The sequence below is a fragment of the Amycolatopsis thailandensis genome, from assembly GCF_002234405.1.
Lineage (GTDB): Bacteria > Actinomycetota > Actinomycetes > Mycobacteriales > Pseudonocardiaceae > Amycolatopsis > Amycolatopsis thailandensis.
In genome coordinates this window covers 57,035-71,695 of record NZ_NMQT01000014.1, presented here as the reverse complement: position 1 = coordinate 71,695, position 14,661 = coordinate 57,035, and the positions used below count along the sequence as shown (strand labels likewise).

14 protein-coding genes are annotated in these 14,661 nt (G+C 68.8%); 6 read left to right on the top strand and 8 right to left on the bottom strand.

What is annotated here, in order from left to right; all coding sequences use genetic code 11:
• Positions 1–285 precede the first annotated feature (285 nt).
• Together CFP71_RS03740 and CFP71_RS03735 are read right to left on the bottom strand one after the other, a co-directional pair.
• A complete protein-coding gene (locus CFP71_RS03740) occupies positions 286–1,488 on the bottom strand; it encodes an ROK family transcriptional regulator (RefSeq protein WP_093932418.1) in 1,203 nt (400 codons plus the stop codon).
• Positions 1,489–1,603: 115 nt separating this feature from the next.
• On the bottom strand, positions 1,604–2,923 hold the full coding sequence (locus tag CFP71_RS03735; protein WP_208635875.1) for a DHA2 family efflux MFS transporter permease subunit: 1,320 nt from the start codon (positions 2,921–2,923) through the stop codon (positions 1,604–1,606).
• Positions 2,924–3,063: 140 nt separating this feature from the next.
• On the opposite strand from CFP71_RS03735, the gene CFP71_RS03730 reads away from it, so the two are divergent.
• Entirely contained in the window at positions 3,064–3,642 is a 579-nt protein-coding gene (locus CFP71_RS03730; RefSeq protein ID WP_093932416.1) for a TetR/AcrR family transcriptional regulator C-terminal domain-containing protein, read from the top strand.
• 4 nt (positions 3,643–3,646) lie between these two features.
• Positions 3,647–4,432, top strand: coding sequence for an isocitrate lyase/PEP mutase family protein (locus tag CFP71_RS03725; protein WP_093932415.1), 786 nt, complete (start codon positions 3,647–3,649; stop codon positions 4,430–4,432).
• Between the two features lie 311 nt (positions 4,433–4,743).
• Here the strand turns inward: CFP71_RS03725 and CFP71_RS03720 are convergent, their stop codons facing one another.
• Together CFP71_RS03720 and CFP71_RS03715 are read right to left on the bottom strand one after the other, a co-directional pair.
• A complete protein-coding gene (locus CFP71_RS03720) occupies positions 4,744–5,406 on the bottom strand; it encodes a response regulator (protein WP_093932414.1) in 663 nt (220 codons plus the stop codon).
• On the bottom strand, positions 5,403–6,935 hold the full coding sequence (locus tag CFP71_RS03715; protein WP_093932413.1) for a sensor histidine kinase: 1,533 nt from the start codon (positions 6,933–6,935) through the stop codon (positions 5,403–5,405). The genes CFP71_RS03720 and CFP71_RS03715 overlap by 4 nt, the downstream gene beginning before the upstream one ends.
• A 132-nt stretch (positions 6,936–7,067) precedes the next feature.
• On the opposite strand from CFP71_RS03715, the gene CFP71_RS03710 reads away from it, so the two are divergent.
• The 4 genes from CFP71_RS03710 (at position 7,068) to CFP71_RS03695 (ending at position 11,973) form a co-directional block, all read left to right on the top strand.
• Positions 7,068–8,036, top strand: a complete 969-nt coding sequence (locus tag CFP71_RS03710) for a Bug family tripartite tricarboxylate transporter substrate binding protein (protein ID WP_093932412.1) — start codon at positions 7,068–7,070, stop codon at positions 8,034–8,036.
• Positions 8,033–8,530: a tripartite tricarboxylate transporter TctB family protein gene (locus CFP71_RS03705; protein WP_093932411.1), complete on the top strand. Its 498-nt coding sequence runs from the start codon at positions 8,033–8,035 to the stop codon at positions 8,528–8,530. The genes CFP71_RS03710 and CFP71_RS03705 overlap by 4 nt, the downstream gene beginning before the upstream one ends.
• Positions 8,530–10,047 carry a tripartite tricarboxylate transporter permease gene (locus CFP71_RS03700; protein ID WP_093932410.1) on the top strand — a complete coding sequence of 506 codons (1,518 nt, stop codon included), beginning with the start codon at positions 8,530–8,532 and terminating at the stop codon, positions 10,045–10,047. The genes CFP71_RS03705 and CFP71_RS03700 overlap by 1 nt, the downstream gene beginning before the upstream one ends.
• A 480-nt stretch (positions 10,048–10,527) precedes the next feature.
• On the top strand, positions 10,528–11,973 hold the full coding sequence (locus tag CFP71_RS03695; protein ID WP_093932409.1) for a DUF1996 domain-containing protein: 1,446 nt from the start codon (positions 10,528–10,530) through the stop codon (positions 11,971–11,973).
• Positions 11,974–12,193: 220 nt separating this feature from the next.
• Here CFP71_RS03695 and CFP71_RS03690 read toward each other — a convergent pair whose 3' ends face one another.
• The 4 genes from CFP71_RS03690 to CFP71_RS03675 all read right to left on the bottom strand — a co-directional run bounded on the left by CFP71_RS03690 (position 12,194) and on the right by CFP71_RS03675 (position 14,661).
• Complete coding sequence (locus CFP71_RS03690) at positions 12,194–12,883, bottom strand: hypothetical protein (RefSeq protein WP_093932408.1); 690 nt, start codon at positions 12,881–12,883, stop codon at positions 12,194–12,196.
• Between the two features lie 121 nt (positions 12,884–13,004).
• Positions 13,005–13,706 (bottom strand): Crp/Fnr family transcriptional regulator, encoded by a 702-nt coding sequence (locus CFP71_RS03685; RefSeq protein ID WP_005157733.1) that lies wholly within the window; start codon positions 13,704–13,706, stop codon positions 13,005–13,007.
• Between the two features lie 29 nt (positions 13,707–13,735).
• Positions 13,736–14,101 carry a hypothetical protein gene (locus tag CFP71_RS03680; RefSeq protein ID WP_093932407.1) on the bottom strand — a complete coding sequence of 122 codons (366 nt, stop codon included), beginning with the start codon at positions 14,099–14,101 and terminating at the stop codon, positions 13,736–13,738.
• 50 nt (positions 14,102–14,151) lie between these two features.
• Positions 14,152–14,661 (bottom strand): hypothetical protein, encoded by a 510-nt coding sequence (locus CFP71_RS03675; RefSeq protein ID WP_093932406.1) that lies wholly within the window; start codon positions 14,659–14,661, stop codon positions 14,152–14,154.

The following is a 14,661-nucleotide window of genomic DNA, read 5'->3' as shown; positions in this document are numbered from 1 at the left end:
AAGGGGCCTTTCATAGCAAAATTTGCTATGAAAGGCCCCTTTATTGCACTTCGTTTCGGCGGGGCCGCCGTAGTGAAAGCCTCCTTGCCTACCCTCAAGGTAGTGAAGGAGGCCTTCACGGACTCTGGGTCCCTCAACGGGCCCTTCACGGACCGCCGGGTCGCCCAGGTCGCCACAAGTGCCTCAGTAACCCCACACATCACAGCGAACGCGCGTGAAGGCCCCCTTCACACGGCTCAGCCGAGGAAAGTCGCCCTTCGCGCTCCGGTCCAAGCACCCCGGCCCTCAGCTGCTCAGCGTGAAAGCCCGGTCCGTCGCCGACCAAGCGGCCCCGATGACCCCGGCGGTGTCCCCGAGCTCGGACAGCACGATCGGCAGGTTCCCGGTCGCGAGCGGCAGCGACCGCCGGTAGACCGAGCTGCGGATCTCGGCGAGCAGCTGATGCCCGAGCTGCGCGACCCCGCCGCCGATCACGACCATGCCCGGGTTCACGAAACTCACCAGCGAGGCAACCACCTGACCGAGCCGCCGTCCGCCGTCACGGATCAGGTTGACCGCGCCGAAATCGCCCGACGCCGCCGCGCGGCCGACGTCCTGGGCGGTGATCGCGCCCCGGGCCGCGACGACGTCGGCGAGGTAGGTCGACCGGCCGCTGCGGGCCAGCGTCAGCCCGTCACGGGCCAGCGCGGCGCCGCCGAAGTACGCCTCGAGGCAGCCCGTCTCACCGCAGGCGCAGGTCGGCCCGTAGTCGTCAAGGCGGATGTGCCCGATGTCGCCCGCGGTGCCGGCGACACCGCGGTACACCTTGCCGCCCAGCACGATCCCGCAGCCGATACCGGTACCGATCTTCACGAACACCAGGTCGTCGATGGAGCGGGCGACGCCGGCGTGCCGTTCCCCGAGCGCCATCGAGTTCACGTCGTTGTCGACGGTGATCGGGCAGCGCAGCACTCCGCCGAGGTGGTCACGCACCGAGAACCGGTCCCAGCCGGGCATTATCGGCGGCGCGACCGCCATGCCCTCGGCGAAGCTCACCGGCCCCGGGAGCCCGATCCCGGCGGCGATCAGCTTGCCCGGCGCCTCTTCGCGGATCTTCTCCGCGAGGGCGGCCACGCGTTTGAGGACCGCGTGCGGCCCCTGCCGGACGTCGCAGTCCTCGACGGTGTGCACCAGCACCTCGCACGAAGCGTCGGTGAGGGCGACCCCGACCGACGTCGCGCCGACGTCGACCGACAGCACGCGCAGGTCTCCCGCCAGCCGCACCAGCGTGGACCGCCTGCCGCCCCGGCTCGCCGACGGGCCCGCGGTTTCGACGAGGCCGACCTCGGCGAGGCGCGCGACCTCGGCGCCCACCCGGGCACGCGGCAACTCCAGTCGCTCCCCCAGCTCGACCCGGGACATCGGCCCCTCGTCGCGCAGCAGGGTGAGCAACTGGGTCTGGTGCCGGGTTTCGACCATCGGATGCTCCGTGGTGGATGCCGTGCTCATTCCCCTGAGCCTACGGCGTTGTCCACCGAGTGTCCCGAATGCCACGGCGGAGACGCGCTCACGAGAGTGGAAACCTCGGGGAAGCCCCGGACGGGAACAAACCCACCGGACCTGGTCAGTCCACAGTGGACGATTCGGCGCGGACGAGGATCCACGACGGGATCAGCACGACCGCGGTGATCCCCACGATCCACCAATGCGTGCCCGCGACGGCCGCCGCGGACCCCGGAGCGGCGGCGAGACGCGCGGAGACGATCACGGTCAGGATCGACGTCCCGAACGATCCGCCGATCCGTTGCAGCATGGCGAACAACGGCATCGCGTGGGAAATTCGCTCTTTCGCCACCGACCTCAGTCCGGCGGCGAGCGCCGGGGTGGTGGTCAGCCCGATGCCGCAGCCGCGGACGAACTGCACGGCCGAGAGCCACCGGTAGTCGTCGGACTCGGTGAGCAGCGCGAGCGGCACCGTCCCGATGATCGTGACGATCAGCCCGGCGAAGATCACCCGCGCGCCGCCGATCCGGTCGGTCAGCCTGCCCGCGAGAGGAAGGGCGAGCACCGTGCCGAGTGCCAGTGGCGCGGTCAGGAACCCGGTGGCGACGAGGCTTTCGTGCCGGACGTCGAGGTAGTACAGCGGCAGGACGATCATCGCGCCGAACAGCGCGACCCCCATTCCGAAGACGACGGCGGCCGCCGAGGAGAACGCGCGGTCGCGGAACAACCGGAGATCGAGCAGCGGGGCGGGCGACCGCGGCGCGCCGGCCGCGAAGGCCACGAGCAGGATCGCGCCGGCGGCCACCGCGATCGGGGCCGCTTCGGCGAAGCCGTACACGAGCAGCGGCAGACCGGTCATGGTGAGGAGCACGCCGCGCCTGTCCAGCGACTGAGGGTCCGCGGGCCTTTCCCTCGGCAGCCACCTCAGGCCCAGTACCAGGCTGAGCACCGACAGCGGCACGTTCACCAGGAACAGCCACGGCACACCGAACCGCTCGGTGAGCACGCTGCCGCAGAGGGTCCCGAGCACCGGGGCGAGGTAGATCGGGATGCTCAGCACGGCCATCATCCGGCCGAGCCGTTTCGGCCCCGCCGTCACCGCGAAAAGGATCTGTCCCGCCGGGACGAGCAGTCCGCCCGCGGCGCCTTGCAGGACACGGAAAGCGATCAGCGCCTCGATCGACGTCGCCGTCGCGCAAAGCGCCGAGAGCAGAGCGAACAGACCGACGCACACCAGCCAGAGCCTGGCCGTCCCGAAGCGGCGGCTCGCCCAGCCGCTCACCGGCACCATCGCGGCGAGCGCGAGCAGGTAACCGGTCGCGATCCACTGAGCGGTACCGAGGGGTGCCCGGAATCCGGCCGCGATCGTGCCGAGCGCGACGTTGACGACGGTCGAGGTGAACATCGACAGGAACCCGCCGACGGTCAAGATCGACGCCATCCCCCACAAAGCCGGGGAAATTCGCGCGTCATCGGTACTTCCGATCATCCTACCTGCCGATCTTATCGCCGTTAAGAACTTAACGGTGATAAGATCAACCCGAGTTGTCAAGTCCGATACGGACGGACAAAGGTGTGCCCATGGTCGTGAGACGGGATGGCTACGTTCGAGCCGCGCTCGAACTCCTCGACGAGGTCGGGCTGGACGGATTGAGCCTGCGCAAGCTCGGGGAGAAGCTCGGCGTGCGGGGTCCCGCGCTCTACACGCACTTCAAAAGCAAGCAGGCGTTGCTGGATCAGATGGCCGAAACCATGCTGGACGACCAGCTCTCCCCGCTGGACGGTCCCCTCGCGACAGCCGACTGGGGCGAATGGCTGGCCTGGCGGGCCCGCACCATCCGCCGCACCCTGCTGTCCTACCGGGACGGCGCACGCCTGCACGCGGGCACGCGGCCGACCGAGCGCTCGGCGATGACACCGCTGATCAAACCGTTGCTGGCGGCCGGTTTCGACGAGGAGGACGCGACGTACGCGATCCTCGCGATCAGCCGGTACACCCTCGGCTGCGCGATCGACGAGCAACAGCACGCCGAGAGCGACCACGCCGAGGATCCGGCCGCCTCCTTCGAGTACGGCCTCGCCCGCCTGATCGCCGGACTCCGCGCCGACGTCGATGTCGCGAATCCGCCAGACCGGGATGTCGCAAAGCTGCTGGACTGACGCCATGACAACCGAAAAGGCCAGGCTGTTCCGTTCCCTGCACGTCCCGTCCAGCCCGCTGGTGCTGGCCAACGCGTGGGACGTCGCGAGCGCCCGGATCGTGGAAGACGCGGGCGCCGCGGCGATCGCCACCACCAGCGCCGGGGTGGCGTGGAGCCTCGGCGCTCCCGACGGCGACCTGCTCGGCCGGGATCTCGCGGTGGACCTGATCGCCAGGATCGCCCGCGTGACAACGGTTCCGGTGACCGCGGACATCGAGGGCGGGCACGCGGACACGCCCGAGGACGTCACCGGAACCGTCGCCGCGGTGGTGGCGGCCGGCGCGGTCGGCATCAACATCGAGGACGGCCCACGGCCGCCCGAAGAGGTGGTCCCGCGGCTCGCGGCGGCCCGCGCGGCGAGCGACGAGGTGTTCGTCAACGCCCGGATCGACACCTTCCTCCGCGGGCTCGGCGGCGTGCCGGAGACGCTGGAGCGCGCGGCCGCCTACCTGGCCGCGGGCGCCGACGGGATCTTCGTGCCCGGCGCCACCGATCCCGCCGTGATCACCGCGCTCGTCGAGGGCATCGACGCGCCGGTGAACGTGATGGCCCACCCGGGCGCGCCGAGCGTCAAGGAACTGGCCGGGCTCGGGGTCGCGCGGGTGAGCGTCGGTTCCGGGATCAGCCAGTCCGCCTACGCCGTCGTCCGGGAAAGCGCGCGGGAGCTCTTCTCGACCGGCACTTACTCGCGCCTCGAGGAGTCCTTCGACTACGGCGCCCTGAACGCCCTCCTCACCCCCCGCATCTAGAGGAAGAGCCGCGACGCCGGATTCTCGGCCAGGCCAAAGGCGTAACTCGCGTGATCAGGGACGTAACTCGCGTGATCAGAGGCGTGACTCATGTGCTTGGGGCCGTAACTCGCGTGACTGGATGCCGCACTCGACTGCTGCGTCCCATCCCGCGAGTTCCGGCCCCAAGCACGCGAGTTCCGGCCCCAAGCACGCGAGTCACGGCCCCAAGCACGCGAGTCACGGCCCCAAGCACGCGAGTTCCGGCTCTGATCACGCGAGTGCGGTGTCCTGCCGCATTCAGAGGACGAAACGCAGCGTGGGCGGGGCGGTCAGGACCACAGGTACCGGCGCTCCGGCCGTCCCGTGCCGCCGTACTTCAGCGTCACCTCGGCCTTCCCCGTCGCCACGAAATGCTCCAGGTACCGGCGCGCGCTCACCCGGGCGACGCCGGTCGCCTCGGCGCATTCGCTCGCGGACATCCCGCCGGACGCGCCCCGCAGCGCGGTCTCCACCAGCCGCGCTGTCTGGACGGTGAGTCCCTTGGGCAGCACGGGTTTCGCGCTCGGGCGCGAGCCGAAGACCTGGTCGACGTCGGCCTGCCCGGCCTCGGCCAGCCGGTCCAGCCGCTGGTGCAGCGACGCGAAATGGGTGAGCTGATCCCGCAGCGACGCGTACTCGAACGGCTTGATCAGATAGTGCAGGACCCCGCCCCGCATCGCCTGCCGCACGGTTTCCACGTCGGTCGCCGCGGTGATCAGGATGACGTCGACGTCCTCGGTGGCGCGAAGTTCCCGCAGCACGGAAAGCCCGTCGACGTCCGGCAGGTAGACGTCCAGCAGCACCAGGTCCGGCTTCAGCTCCCGCGCCAGGCGGATCGCGTCGGCTCCGGTGTGCGCGACGCCGACGACGGCGAACCCTTCCGTGCGCGCGACGTATCCACTGTGGACTTTCGCGACCATGAAGTCGTCGTCGACGACGAGCACCCGGATCATCGCGGCAACCTCGCCGTGAACACCGCGCCACCGGAGTTGTGCACCTCGACGGAACCACCCCGCCGGACGCACGCCTGCCGGATCAGCGCGAGCCCGAGACCGCGCTGGCCGTGCGCCGCGGCCTTCGTGGTGAAGCCGTGCTTGAACACTTCCTCCGCGATCTCCGGCGCGACTCCCGGCCCGGAATCACGGACCTCCACCCGCACTTCGTCCTCCTCCTGCCACACGCCGACCTCGATCCAGCCCTGCTCGCCGCCCAAGGCGTCCAGCGCGTTGTCGACGAGATTTCCCAGCACCGTCACCAAATCCGTGGAGAGCGCGTCCTCGACGCGGTCCAGTTCGCTGTCCGGGGCCATGCGCAGCCCGACCCCGCGTTCCGCCGCCAGCGACGCCTTCGCGATCAGCAGTGCCGCCACGGCCGGGTCGCCGACCCGGGAGCCGACCTCCGCGCGCCACTCCCCCTGCGCCGAGCTGATCCGGCTGACGAAGCCGCGGACCTCTTCGTATTCCCCGAGTTCCAGCAGCCCGGAGATGGTGTGCAGCCGATTGCTGAACTCGTGCGCCTGCGCCCGCAACGTGTCGGTGGCGTGCCTGCTGGCGTCGAGCTCGTCCCGCAGAGTCATCAGATCGGTGCGGTCCCGCAGGGTGACGACGGCGCCCCGCACGTCGATCGGCATCCGGTTCAGCGTCAGCACCTTCCCTTGCCGCAGCACGATCTGGTCGGCGCCGGTCGCGCGGCCGGTGAGCAGGTCGCGGATCCGCTCGTTGAGGTCGAGGTCCTCGACCGACCGGCCGACGGCGTCGTCGGGCAGGGCCAGCAGTGCGCGGGCGTGATCGTTCACCAGGGTGATCCGGTGCTGCGGGTCCAGGCCGACGACGCCCTCCTTGATGCCGTGCAGGAGCGCCTCCCGGTTCTCCACCAGCGCGGTGATCTCGTGCGGCTCCAGCCCGAGCGTCTGGTTCTTCACCCGCCGCGCCAGCAGCAGCGAGCCGCTCACACCGATCACCAGCGCGACTCCGAGCACCCGCAGGGCGTTGTCCGGCGAGTCGAGGAAACCGGCGAAGAAACCCGGCGACTTCGAACCGGCCGCGACCATGCGGATCACCGTGCCGCCCTTTTCGTCGAGCACCGGGACGTGCGCCACGATCGAGCCGTCGAGTTCGCCGACCCACGACCGTCCGGAAAGGACGGTGCTCTCCCCGATGTCCAGTGTCGTCCGGAGCTGATCCGGATACGGCGAAGCGAGCACATAGCGCTGGGCGTCGGCGATGACGACGAAATCGACGCCGGAGAAGCTCCGCGCGGTCTCCGCGGGCGCCGCGAGCTCGAACGGGCCGTTTTCGAGGTCGCCCACGACACCTTGCGCCGCGACGGTCTCCGCGACCGAGAGCACCCGGCGTCCCTCGGTGGTGCGGAAGTTGTTCCCCGCCTGGGTGACGGCCAGGACGCCCACCGCGCACAGTAGGCAGGTGACGACCACCAGTTGCCACACGAGGAGCTGGCGGGCCAAGGAACCCCGAGCACCCATCGCCACCTCCGCGTGACCAAAACGAACACAACAACCATTGGGCCCGCAAGCGGGACATCTCTGTTTACACGAGTGCAACATGTCCAACCACGCGGCAGAGAGGCGGGGATCACAGTGAAGCCCAGTAGCTGGTTGGCCATCGCGGCGGCGCTCGTCGCCGTCTTGCTGGTGCCACCGTTGCTCACCCCGGGCAGCGAGGCCGACGAGGGCTCGCAGATCCGGTCGATGCGGGTGCTCGTGCCCAACGCGCCCGGGGGCGGTTACGACATCACGGCCCGCACGGCGACCAAGGCGATGGAGGACGCCGACCTGCTCGGCAACGCGGAGGTGTTCAACCTCCCCGGCGCCGGCGGCACGGTCGGCCTAGGCCGCACGGTGGCCGAACGCGGCAACGGCAAGCTCGTCATGTCGATGGGTCTCGGCGTCGTGGGCAGCGTGTTCACGAACAAGTCGCCGTCTTCGCTGCTCGACACCACGCCGGTGGCGAAGCTGATCGAAGAGTCGGACATCGTCGTGGTCGGCAAGGACTCGCCGTACAAGACGATCGACCAGCTCATCGCGGCCTGGAAGGCCGATCCGGGCGCGGTCCAGGTCGGCGGCGGTTCGTCCCCCGGCGGCCCGGACCACCTGGCGCCGATGCTGATGGCGAAGGCCGTCGGGCTCGCCCCCAAAAAGGTCAACTACGTCCAGTTCGACGGCGGTGGCGAGCTGCTCGCGTCGGTGCTCGGCGGCAAGGTCGCGTTCGGTGTCTCGGGCGTCGGTGAGTACCGCGACCAGATCGCGGCGGGCACGCTCCGGGTGCTGGCGGTGACCAGCGAGAAGCGGATCCCCGGGATCGACGCGCCGACGCTGTCGGAGTCCGGGGTGGACGTCAAGTTCACCAACTGGCGCGGCATCGTCGCGCCGCCCGGCATCACCGAGTCGGACCGGGCGAAGCTGGTCAGCCTGTTCGATCGGCTGCAGAAGACGCCGCAGTGGCAGGAAGCCTTGCAGCGCAACGGATGGACCGGGGCTTTCGCTCCCGGGGAGCAGTTCGGTTCGTTTCTCGAAGAGGAGAACACGCGAGTGGCAACGGTGCTGAAAGAGCTGGGTCTGGCATGACGACCACGTGGCTTAAAGGCCGCTCCGAACTCGGGGTGAGCGTGGGACTCCTGGCGCTCGGCGTGCTGGTGCTCACCGACGCGCTGAGCATCCCCACCGACTTCGCCCAGCGCGGGCCGGTGGGGCCGAAGGCGGTGCCGATCCTGGTCGGTTCCCTGCTGCTGCTCGTCGCCGTGCTGCTGGCGCGCGACGTGCTGCGCGGCGGCAAGGGCGAGGCCGAGGGCGGCGAGGACATCGACCTCACCGAGCCCGCCGACCTGCGCACGGTCCTGTTGCTGTGCGGCGCCTTCCTCGCCAACGCGGCACTGATCGGCCTGGTCGGGTTCCCGATCTCGGGCGCGATCCTGTTCTGGGGCGCGGCGTACGCGCTCGGCAGCCGCAACCTGGTGCGTGACCCGCTGATCGCGGCGGGCATGTCCGTCGTGACCTTCCTGGTCTTCAACAACCTGCTCGGTGTCCCGCTCCCCGGTGGCCCGTTGATGGAGGTGTTCTGATGTTCCAGCAACTCATCGACGGCTTCGGTACCGCGCTGACCCCGACCCATATCGCGATGGCGGCGATCGGTGTCCTGCTGGGCACCGCGATCGGCGTGCTGCCGGGCATCGGCCCGGCCATGGCGGTGGCGCTGCTGCTGCCGGTGACCTACGGGCTGGAGCCCACCGGCGCGTTCATCATGTTCGCCGGCATCTACTACGGCGGGATGTTCGGCGGCTCGACGACGTCGATCCTGCTGAACACGCCGGGTGAGAGCGCGGCGGTGGTCGCGGCCATCGACGGAAACCCGATGGCCCGCAAGGGCCGTGGCGCGCAAGCGCTTGCGGCGGCCGCGATCGGGCACTTCGTCGGCGGCATCCTCGGCACGATCGCGCTGGTCGTGCTCGCCCCGGTGATCGCGAAGCACGCCGTCGACATCGGCGCGCCGGACCTGTTCGCGATCATGGTGCTGGCGTTCATCGCGGTCACCTCGGTGCTCGGCAGTTCCCGGATCCGCGGCGTGGCTTCGCTGCTGATCGGGCTCACCATCGGCCTGGTCGGCCTCGACGAGATGACCGGTCAGCAGCGGCTGACCTTCGGCTCGCTGCACCTGGCCGACGGCATCGACGTGGTGATCGTGGCGGTCGCGCTGTTCGCGGTCGGCGAGTCGCTGTGGGTCGCCGCGCACTTGCGGCGCAACGCGTTCAAACCGATCCCGGTCGGCAGGCCGTGGCTCTCGCGCGCCGATCTGAAGCGGACGTGGAAGCCGTGGCTGCGCGGGCCGCTCATCGGGTTCCCGTTCGGCGCGGTGCCCGCGGGTGGCGCGGAGATCCCGACTTTCCTCTCGTACGTCACGGAAAAGCGGCTCTCGAAGCACAAGGACGAGTTCGGCAAGGGCGCCATCGAAGGCGTCGCGGGTCCGGAAGCGACGGCGTCGGCGTCGGCCGCCGGGACGCTGGTCTCGATGCTGACGCTCGGCCTGCCAACCACCGCGGTCGCGGCCGTGATGCTCGCGGCGTTCCAGCAGTACGGCATCCAGCCGGGACCGCTGCTGTTCGAGCGGGAGTCTTCGCTGGTGTGGGGCCTGATCGCCTCGCTGTTCGTCGGCCTGACGCTGCTGCTGGTGCTGAACCTGCCGCTGGCGCCGCTGTGGGCGAAGCTGCTGCGGATCCCTCGGCCGTACCTCTACGCGGGCATCCTGTTCTTCGCCAGTGTCGGCGCGTACGCGGTCAACGCGGACATCTTCGACCTGCTGGTGATGTTCGTGATCGGCCTGATCGGGTTCGCGATGCGCCGCTACGGGCTGCCGGTGCTGCCGGCGATCATCGGCGTCATCCTCGGCCCGGCCGCCGAACAGCAGATGCGGCGCGCGCTGCAGCTGAGCGACGGCAGCCTGACCGGACTGGTCAACACCCCGTTCGCGATCGTGGTCTACGTGATCATCCTGGTGATCCTGTTCTTCCCGTTGATCAAGCGTTTCCTGCCTGCCCGTCCCACCGCCTCCGAGGCGGAGCCCAAGGACAAGGTGGACGCCTGACCAGCGGGAATCCGGCCCGGCCTCGACTGCCCCGAGGCCGGGCCTTTTCCCTCTTCGGAAGGAGAACACTTGTCCGCGCGAGTGATCCTTCCGGCTGGTTCGCGGCTGGGGTGAGGTCGTCCCCCGATGGATCCCGTTCCTCGGCGGCAAACCGGTCCGGCCGCTCGCGGCCACCGTCCCCGCCATCGCAGGAGGCCTGATCCTCACCGCGCTGTTCAGCTCGATCCCGCTCGGCGACGGCCGCCATCTCACCGTGTTCGGGGTGCGGGAAGGCGTCGCCCACCACCTCCGCCGCAGGTAACGAAAAGATAACGGAGAGATCGCTTTTTGAACCAGGCTCGCTTCGGGGCCGTTTCAGCCAACGCGGAGTCAGTGACACCGGCGCTGCCGGCGCCGCCTCCCCCCGGGCTTCGCGCAACGACACCGAACGAGGTGAACAAGTTCATGCCCCGTAACCAAAGAACCGCCGGTCGCCACCGCATGGCACGCCGCACCAAGGTCGCCACGGGAGCCATCGCGCTCTCCCTCGCCGTCGGCGGGATCGTCGTGGTCAACACGACCGGAACCCCCGACGCCGCCAGGGCCGACGGCGCGGACAAGTCGTTCTTCATCGACATCAAGAAGGTTCCCCGCGGCAACAACGTCAACCTCGACCTCGCGAAACGAGGCGCCCGAGGGACGTTCACCGTGGACTGCGGCCGCAACGAGAACGGCCACTTCAACGGCGACAACTTCATCGCCCAGCCCGGCGTCCGCAATGGAGCCGAGCACCTCCACGACTACGTCGGGAACCTCTCGACCAACGCGGATTCGAACAACAAGAGCCTGCTGCGCGCGGGCACCACCTGCAAGAACGGGGACAAGTCGGCCTACTTCTGGCCGGTCATCCGGATCAACACCGAGGAAGAGGAGGAAAACGAGGCGGCGAACGAGGAGAAACTCGCCGCCGACCGCGTCGACGCGGCCAAGGACGAAGCCGGCGCCCAGGTCGACTGCCCCGACGTCGCCAGCGAACTCAGCGAACTCAGCGAGGTCCCCGACCAGGCCGCGCCCGCGGTCGACGAGAACCTCGACAAGCTCGACCAGGAGTCCGACAACGCGAACAACCAGCTGGCGCAAGGAAAACAAGCCGCTCAGGTGCTCGACGAACTGAAGAACAAGCGGAAGCCCTCGATCAAGAAGATCAGCGACACCATGCGGCAGGCGGGCAAACAGGTCGCGAAGAACGAGGACCAGCTCGCCGCCTGCGCGGTGAAGCAGAACGGCGAGGGCGGCCTCGACAACGGCGGCGACAACAGCAACGTCAACGCCGCCGGTGACGCCGAGAAGAAGAAGTCCGACGGCAAGGCCGCGGACCTGCCCGGCGTCGACGGCAACAACGAGATCGGCAACAACGAGGGCCAGATCCAGCGCCCCCGCAAAGTCGACCTGACCTTCACCAGCGGCGGCGCCCGCCGCGTCGTCGCGATGCCGAAGTTCCTGCGCGTGCTCTACGGCGACGCCAAGCAGAGCACCAACGGCCCGGCCAACGCCCGGCCCAGCTGGACCTGCAGCGGCTTCGAGGACCGGCTCACCGAGCTGTACCCGATCTGCCCGCAGGGCAGCAAGGTCACCCGGATCCACTCGTTCCCGAACTGCTGGGACGGGAAGAACACCGACAGCGCCAACCACCGCACGCACATCGTTTTCTCGGACCGCAACGGGAACTGCCCACGCGGCTTCAAGAACGTGCCACAGCTGCGGATCACGCTGGTGTACGACATCCCGCCGAACATCCAGGCGGCCGGACAGTACGCGGTCGACGCGTTCGCGCAGGAGAAGCACAACCCGCGTTCCGATCACGACGACTTCGCGAACGTGATGTCGCAACGGCTGATGAACCAGCTGGTGAAGTGCGTCAACAGCGGTCAGCGCTGCAGGCAGTAAGCGGGTCCGCCGGATGTCAGGAAAGGGGCTTTCAAGACAAAAAGTGTCTTGAAAGCCCCTTTCCTGACATTGCTGTGTGGGGGCGCGGCGGGGATGACCCGCGCCCCCACCCCCGCGCCGGGGGTCCGGTCCCTGGCCCGGCGTAGGGGTACCGGGCCAGGAACCGGCGAGCGATACGGCTTTCCCTCCCTGGAAACCGGACCGCCCGGTCCTTGGGGTGTCAGGCCGTCGTCGACAACCGGCTGACCCGGTTGAACACGAGCGGCACCGCGACGGCGGGGTTCAGTTCGGCGAGGACCGCCTCGGCGTCCAGGCCGGGCAAGTGGATCCACGCGCTGTCCGCGAAATCCGGGGTCGTGACGCTGATCCGGGCGCACCTCGCGGGCGGCACCAAGGCGACGCCGAACGGCTCGACCACGTTGCGCCACACGGATTGCGAGACGATCATCCCGGCGCCGAACTTGTCGCCCGTCGGGTCGGAACGGCACCAGTAGCCGACGGCGTCGTTGAAGGTCGAGGCGCACAGCAGGCGGGTCAGCGTGATGTACGTGCGGTGATACCGGTGGTTGTCCGCCATCGGTCCCATGTGGACCGCCACCCGGGCCCGCATCGGGACGCGGGCGTAGCGGTTGCGGGTCCGGAGCAGATGGTCCAAGTGGAACACGACCTCGCAGAGCTGGCCGACGGCGTTGTCCGGATATGCGACCATCAGCCCGTCCCCGGTCTCCCGGAAGTGACGCGCTTCCCCCGGTGCGAGTCCCACCGCGTTGAAAGAGCGGGAAACCAGCGTTTCCATCTCGGTCTTCATCGGGTCCAGCAGGTCGTCACTGGCCTTGGACGAACCGACGATGTCGACGGAAAGCACGGCGTGGGTGTGCGCGTTGTATTGGCCTGAGGTCAGCACCTGCATCTCTGCGACCCCTCCCCTGATCGGTGAAAATTGGCGGCAGAAAGCAGTGTTCCCACTCCTCACCGGAAGTTCTGTTCGGAACCGAACAAAACCTGACCCCGCGCTGGTCAACGCCAGTGAGCTAAGTCACACCTTTTTCCGTGATCACCCGCAGTGCCTCGCGGTCGACGACAGTGATCGCACGGCGCGAACTGGCCACTACTCCCGCCTTCCGGAGCTTGTCCAGTGCCTGGGCGACCATGGTCCGCCCCATCGGGATGAACTGCGCGAGTTCGTCCTGGCTCAACGGGATCCCGATCCGCCAGCCGGCGGGTGTCCGGATGCCACAGACGTCGACGAGGTAGTCCAACCGGGTCGCGACCCTGGCCACGGCCTGCGGTTTCCAGGATTGCGTCCGCTGCCGCTGGGCGAGCACGAACCGCCGGGCGACGCTGACGAGCACCTCTCGCATCGCCGCCGGATGATCCAGCAGGAACCGGTTGAACTCGCTCGCCGCGATCCGCCGGACATGGACCTCTTCGATGGCGACGACGTCGGCCATCCGGATCCCGCCCGCGATCACCGCGATCTCACCGTGCAGATCGCCGGGCACGCCGACGTCGAGAATGACCGTCGCGCCCATCCGGTCGGCGCTGGTCACCTTCACATAACCATGCCGTAGAAGCATGACGAAGTCGCCGGGTTCGCCCGCCCGCATCAGCGCCTGTCTGCTGTCGTAGGTCTGCGGGGTACCCATCTCCAGCAACCGGGCACGGACGGGTTCGTCCAGCCTCTCCAGGAACGGACGTTCTCTCTCTTCGGCGCCCTCCGGCCCCAAACCCACGAAACACCCTCCCAGGCAGTCGTGAACACCTATCGCGGAGAGTAACCGAATCGGCCACCCGATCCGGCGGCGGAACCGTCGTGGGTGGTGAAGATGCCCAGCCGGACCAGTTCCGTTCTGATCCACTCGGCCAACCGGTGCAACGGTCCGTCTTCGGCCTCGACGAAATAGCTGTCCACGATCTGGTGTCGCCTATCGGCGTGCTTCGCCGCGTAGAGCAGCGCTGACCGTACCTCCGACACCTTCAGCGGAGCGACCTTGATTCCTGGAGCGGGCCGCACAGTGCTTTTGGCGGCCATCACCGCCAGTACGGCTTCCTCCAGGCTGAACCGGTGCTCCACCGGTACGACCACATGTTCCACGCCCTCGACAACCCGGCGCCCGATCAACGGCATACTGTCAGATCAGCATGACGCACGGCCGTAGTCTGTTCGGCACCGAACACTCAGCGTGGTTCGACCGCCGCGATGGCGTCTTCGAGCGTTTCCCGGTACACCCTCATCCGCTGGACGAGCATCACCTGATCCGGATTCTCGTCCCGCGCGTGTCGCTCCAGTTTTTCGGTGGTCTGCTTCACCGTGACCTGCAGTTCCACGACTTCGGGCGCGTTCCGGCCCCGGTGGCTTTCGAGTCTCGTCACCGCGTTCCGGAACACTGCCGCGAGCTCGGTTTCGCCCGGCTGCACCGTTTCGATGGCTGTCAGCGCCCGTCCGAGCAGGCTGTAGTGGTCGTAGCCGGCGGGTTCCGGCGCGCGCTTCTCCCGCGCCGGTCTCGGCCGCCTGCCGTTCAGCACGAAGAACGCGGTTTCGGCCGGGAACAGCACGGCGAGCGCGGCGGCGGCGCCGAAGAGCCACGCCTGCGGATGCGGGTAGGTCACCGCGCGGCCGATCAGCCCGGCGATCAGGGCGAGTACCACCGCGACGACGTGGAACGGGCGGTTGTCGTGCTCGGCCAT

What these genes read in the sequence shown, in the direction of transcription:
- CFP71_RS03725 (WP_093932415.1), top strand. Translation starts at nt 3,647, where the DNA reads ATGACAACCGAAAAGGCCAGGCTGTTCCGTTCCCTGCACGTCCCGTCC.
- CFP71_RS03715 (WP_093932413.1), bottom strand. Translation starts at nt 6,935, where the DNA reads ATGGGTGCTCGGGGTTCCTTGGCCCGCCAGCTCCTCGTGTGGCAACTG.
- CFP71_RS03730 (WP_093932416.1), top strand. Translation starts at nt 3,064, where the DNA reads ATGGTCGTGAGACGGGATGGCTACGTTCGAGCCGCGCTCGAACTCCTC.
- CFP71_RS03675 (WP_093932406.1), bottom strand. Translation starts at nt 14,661, where the DNA reads ATGGCCGAGCACGACAACCGCCCGTTCCACGTCGTCGCGGTGGTACTC.
- CFP71_RS03680 (WP_093932407.1), bottom strand. Translation starts at nt 14,101, where the DNA reads ATGCCGTTGATCGGGCGCCGGGTTGTCGAGGGCGTGGAACATGTGGTC.
- CFP71_RS03735 (WP_208635875.1), bottom strand. Translation starts at nt 2,923, where the DNA reads ATGGCGTCGATCTTGACCGTCGGCGGGTTCCTGTCGATGTTCACCTCG.
- CFP71_RS03700 (WP_093932410.1), top strand. Translation starts at nt 8,530, where the DNA reads ATGTTCCAGCAACTCATCGACGGCTTCGGTACCGCGCTGACCCCGACC.
- CFP71_RS03690 (WP_093932408.1), bottom strand. Translation starts at nt 12,883, where the DNA reads ATGCAGGTGCTGACCTCAGGCCAATACAACGCGCACACCCACGCCGTG.
- CFP71_RS03695 (WP_093932409.1), top strand. Translation starts at nt 10,528, where the DNA reads ATGGCACGCCGCACCAAGGTCGCCACGGGAGCCATCGCGCTCTCCCTC.
- CFP71_RS03705 (WP_093932411.1), top strand. Translation starts at nt 8,033, where the DNA reads ATGACGACCACGTGGCTTAAAGGCCGCTCCGAACTCGGGGTGAGCGTG.
- CFP71_RS03720 (WP_093932414.1), bottom strand. Translation starts at nt 5,406, where the DNA reads ATGATCCGGGTGCTCGTCGTCGACGACGACTTCATGGTCGCGAAAGTC.
- CFP71_RS03740 (WP_093932418.1), bottom strand. Translation starts at nt 1,488, where the DNA reads ATGAGCACGGCATCCACCACGGAGCATCCGATGGTCGAAACCCGGCAC.